The sequence below is a fragment of the Methanocrinis sp. genome (assembly GCF_049974945.1).
Lineage (GTDB): Archaea > Halobacteriota > Methanosarcinia > Methanotrichales > Methanotrichaceae > Methanocrinis.
Window position 1 is genome coordinate 1 of the sequence record NZ_JBNGCU010000115.1, and the last position, 4,466, is coordinate 4,466.

2 protein-coding genes and 1 tRNA gene are annotated in these 4,466 nt (G+C 61.1%); all 3 read left to right on the forward strand.

The window, feature by feature from the left end; genetic code table 11:
* Window positions 1-210 precede the first annotated feature (210 nt).
* The gene (locus ACP5EL_RS09195) at window positions 211-1,734 is read left to right on the forward strand and encodes a sodium:solute symporter family protein (RefSeq protein ID WP_428402216.1); all 1,524 of its coding nucleotides are present in this window, start codon (window positions 211-213) and stop codon (window positions 1,732-1,734) included.
* A 73-nt stretch (window positions 1,735-1,807) separates the two neighbouring features.
* A tRNA-Val gene (locus tag ACP5EL_RS09200) sits at window positions 1,808-1,881 on the forward strand.
* A gap of 147 nt (window positions 1,882-2,028) precedes the next feature.
* Window positions 2,029-4,466: N-6 DNA methylase (locus tag ACP5EL_RS09205; protein ID WP_428402215.1), on the forward strand; the 2,438-nt coding region annotated here is incomplete at its 3' end.

A 4,466-nucleotide genomic window follows, 5' to 3' on the forward strand; every position in this document is an offset into this window, starting at 1 on the left:
GAATGCATTATCATATCGCGCGTGTCAAATGATGTCACGTCGCATATGTACAAGAATGTGCAATAATGTCAATCATTTGGCGGAGGAAGGTTACTTGTTCGGATTGCCCTTTGAGACGACTTTCTTGGTCATCGCCGCGCCGGCGTTGATCGCCCTGGTGCTCCTCTTCTGGGCGCTCAGGTGGTGAAGAGCTTGGAGTTCAACCTCGAGATGATGGTGATAGTCGCCGTCTACTTCCTGGGGCTGATGGCCGTGGGGGCCTGGGCCTCAAGGAAGGTGAAGACCTCTGAAGACTACATCCTGGCGGGAAGAAACCTCGGCTTCTGGGTCTTCACCATCCTGATCGTCGCCTGCATCTGCAGCGGGATGACGATCCTGGGGACGAGCGGCCTCGGGTACGTCACCGGCTGGCCCACCATATGGGAGCAGGTCTTCGTCCCCCTCAGCGCTGCGGTATGCATCCTCCTCTTCGGAACGAAGCTTCACGCCGTGGGGAGGGAACGGGGCTACTTCACAGTACAGGACTACTTTGCAGACCGGTTCTACAGCAAGAATGGGATTCGGGGGCTCTCGGCGGTTACGGGAATTCTGGTATCGCTGATCTACATGGTGGGCCAGTACGTGGCCATCAGCATGGTCCTGAGCTGGCTCTTCGGTATCTCCTACCATACGGCCCTGATAATATCGGCCCTTATCGTCACCGCCTACGTGATCATGGGGGGGCTATACGCCGTGGCCTGGAACAACCTGATCCAGGGGTTGATGCTGATCATCGGGGTGATCATCGTGGCGCCCGCGGTGATCCACGCCGCGGGAGGACTTGCCCACATCAACGTAGTCCTGGCGGGGATCGATCCCCACTTCGTTCAGCCGTGGTTTCCGGACTGGTATCCGGGGGCGACCGGGCCCTATGCGGGATATGCCTTCGCCACGCCCCTCTTCCTGGTATCGTTCTTCTTCCTCCTCTCCTTCGGCCTGGCCAGCGCTCCTCACGTCATAAACAACGTCTTTGCGGCCCGGGACAGCAAGTACTTCAAGTGGGCCCCCCTGGCCGCATTCTCGATATACGTGGTGGTGATGTACCTGATCAAGATCTCGGGGTTTGCGGGAAGGGTGATGGCCAGCCAGGGGCAGATCAGCCTCCCCACCGGCGTCTCCAACCCTCAGGATTACGCCTTCGTTCTGGGGGCGGAGTACGCCTTCCCCAGCATCATCAGCGTCTTCATCGGGGTGATCGTTCTCGCGGCGGTGATGTCCACCACGGACAGGCTGATGCTGACCATCGGAACCTACTTCGGCTGGGACATCTACAAGAGGTTCCTGCGGCCCGACGCCCGGGACTCGACAGTCACCTTCGTCAGCCGTGCCGCCGTGGCCACCGCGGCCCTTCTGACCCTGATCATGGCCTGGTCCAACCCGCCCGCCCTGCTGGCCTGGCTGATATGGATGGGGATCGGCCTGATGCTCGCCTGCTACGTGGCGCCGCTCTTCGCGGGGCTCTACTGGCGGCGGGCGACCAGAGAGGGGGCGATCTTCTCCATGAGCCTGGGCCTGGTGGGGGCCGGGTTTGCGGGATACTGGCACCAGTTCGTCCATCCGCTCCCGGTCCACTTCAGCCTCTACGGCTTCATAGTCTCGATCCTGGGGATCGTGATCGTGAGCCTTCTGACCTCAAAGCCCTCCGACCAGGTCTTGGACGAGACGATGACCGGGCTTTACATCCGGAGAAAGTAGGCGATAAGCGAGGCCGCAAAGGCGGCCTTAAGCGATAGGGTCTAATATGACGAGGGATAAGGGATGGGCCGGTGGGCCCGTGGTCTAGTCGGTTATGACATCGCCCTTACACGGCGGGGATCACGCGTTCGAATCGCGTCGGGCCCATCAACCCTCGTTCACATTTTCTGTTTTGAATGGCACCAAGCTCTGAGCCTTTTACCATATCTCCTCACCTGTTCTTTACCGACCTTTTCAGGCTGCTTTCTGTCGACAGATTTATCGGCATCCGGGCCAGACCGAACTCTGATCCCGATGCAGAAACCGAAGCGACCCTTCAACAATCGAAACCTCTTCTCCAACCACTATCTCGAAAACCAGATCAAGGCCGCCCCCGAGTGGGCCAGATCTGATCATGAGGTCGCCTTCGGAAAGATCAAGAAGATCTACGAGCGGGAGAGTGCCTTCGTAGGAAACCTCTCCGAGTCGCAGCTGGAGGACCGGCTATTTCGGAGCCTCTTCGCGGTGATCCTACCCAGCTACGAGGTCCAGGGGGCCACAAAGAGCAGGGAGTTTCCCGACTACGCCTTCTTCCCCGACCGGGAGGCGCGGGATCGGGCCCAGGCGGGGAAGGATACCGAGTCCTTCTTCAAAGAGGCCTTTGCCGTCGGCGAGGTGAAGAGGTGGGATGCCGAGCTGGACCGGTTCGGAAAAGACCGGCAGGACAAGAGGAGGAACCCCAGTTTTCAGATCTGGCTCTACCTCCACGAGACCGAGCCGGCCTGGGGTATCCTCTCCAACGGTGCAAAGTGGCGGCTCTACCGGCAGGAGAGGCCGCTGGACGTCTACTACGAGGTGGATCTGGCGGCGATGCTGGAGGAGAAAGATCTTGAGGCCTTTCGGTACTTCTACTACTTCTTCCGAGAGGAGGCCTTCCTACCCAACGAGCGGGGCGAGGTCTTCCTGGAGGAGGTCCTGCGGGGCTCGGCGAGCTACGCTCGGGAGATCGGGGAGAACCTGAAGGAGAACGTCTACCGGGCGATGAAGATCCTGGCCGACGGGTTCATCCGCTGGCCCGAGAACGGCCTCGACCCCAACGATCCGGAGACGAGGGCGCGGGTGCAGAGGAACACCATGATCCTCCTCTACCGTTTCCTCTTCCTCCTCTACGCCGAGGGGAAGGAGCTTTTGGACCTGAGAGACGAGGTCTACGCCAGCTCCTACAGCTTCGACCGGATCAAAAAGGAGGTGGCGATCCGCCTCGACGGTCCCGCTTCCCAGGCCTACCTCCCCATCAAAAGGTCGCTCTGGTCTGACCTCAACGACCTCTTTCGATTGATCGATCAGGGAAGCCGAAACCTGGGGATCGACAGCGTGATCAGCGTTCCCGCCTACAACGGAGGCCTCTTCGACCCCCAGAAGCACCCCGATCTGGCGAAGTGGACGATCGGCGACTCTCGCCTGGCCGAGGCGATCGACCTCCTCTCCCGGTCCGAGGCGGGGGCGGCGGGCGGCGCGGGAAAAAAGAGCGGCAGAGGGCGCAGCAGAGGCGAGGGCGACGAGAACGGCGCCAACGGCGGGAAGGGGTTTGTCGACTACTCGACCCTGGAGATCAGACACCTCGGCTCGATCTACGAGGGGCTTCTCGAGTACAACCTCGCCGTCGCCGAGGAGGACCTGGTCGTCTCCGGCGGCAAGGACCGGCGCTGGGTCCCCCTGGAGGAGTTCAACCAGGGCAAGAAGAAGGAGAAGGGCTTCAGCGAGTTCGGCGAGTTCGAGAGGGCGAGGGCTGGCGAACTATACCTCACCGGTGACCGGGGCGAGAGGAAGGCGACCGGCTCCTACTACACCCCCGACTACATCGTCGACTACATCGTGGAGAAGACGGTGGGGCCGGTCGTCGACGAGCGGTGGAAGGAGGCCCTCTCCAAAAACGAGAGCCTGATCGAGGCCACCCTCTCGGTAAAGGTCCTGGACCCGGCGATGGGGTCGGGCCACTTCCTGGTGGGCGCGGTCGAGTTTCTGGCGGGAAGGCTGATGCGGGCGGCGGAGAGGGATATCGAGTGGGGGTGGGTCGAGGACCGGGGCCAGTTCACTCCAGAGTGGGCGAAGAGGGAGGCGGTCTCTCACTCGATCTACGGCGTCGACCTGAACGAGCTGGCGGTGGAGCTGGCCAAGGTCTCTTTGTGGCTGGTCACCATCGCCAAGGACAAGCCCCTCAGCTTCCTCGATCACCGGCTGAAGCAGGGTAACAGCCTGGTCGGCGCCCGATTCTCAGACCTGATCTCCTACCCAGGGGAGAAGGTGCAGGGAAAGGGGAAAGGGAAAGAGAAAGACAAAGACAAAGGCCAGGTGACCCTCCCCTCCTTCGTCTCGCCCCGCTTCCTCCAGCATTTGATCGGTAAAATAAGGGAGCTGGAGGAGATCGGCGACGACTCCCTCTCCGAGATCAAGAGGAAGGAGGAGGTCTTCGAGGAGTTCCGGTCCCTTCCCGAGTACACCAGGGCAAGAGCGATCGCCAACGTCCACACCGCGGTCTACTTCGGAAACGAGGTGAAGCCCACCACCTACGAGGGGAAGGTGGTCAAGGAGGCGGACGCAGTTTATCACGACCTCTTCTGGGCGGTGGCGGGCAAGGAGGCCGAGTGGCGAAGACCCGCCCTATCCGCCTGGTTCCGGGAGGCTCAGAGGATCGCCGAGGATAAGAGCTTCTTTCACTGGCAGCTGGAGTTTCCCGAGGTCTTCTTCGAAGG